The organism is Colwellia marinimaniae, assembly GCF_002207865.1.
Taxonomy (GTDB): Bacteria; Pseudomonadota; Gammaproteobacteria; order Enterobacterales; family Alteromonadaceae; genus Colwellia; species Colwellia marinimaniae.
In genome coordinates this window covers 1-249 of sequence record NZ_BDQM01000417.1, presented here as the reverse complement: position 1 = coordinate 249, position 249 = coordinate 1, and the positions used below count along the sequence as shown (strand labels likewise).

Sequence of the window (249 nt, the reverse complement as noted above, 5' to 3'; positions counted from 1 at the left end):
TCCCAATCGTCCTGCACGTTGACCGTGCCTGGCAGGCCATGCAAAGCCTTAGCTATATGGTCGGCCGCTGCACGTAATACGGTCTCGTCCGGTCCGCTGACGCGATAGACCGCCTTTCCAGATTCGGTGGTGCCAAGGGAAAATCGTTTTGGCTCAGCACGCACTTGCGGGTAGGTCTCAAGCATATGATTGCGCACGCGCGCGATCACCGCATCCATGTCGCTCCCTTGGCGCACACTGATGGTGAAG

Annotated in this window: 1 protein-coding gene; it reads right to left on the bottom strand. The window is 58.6% G+C overall.

From position 1 onward, the window contains the following. Positions 1-218: hypothetical protein (locus MTCD1_RS19885; protein ID WP_143760216.1), on the bottom strand; the 218-nt coding region annotated here is incomplete at its 3' end. Positions 219-249: the final 31 nt, after the last annotated feature.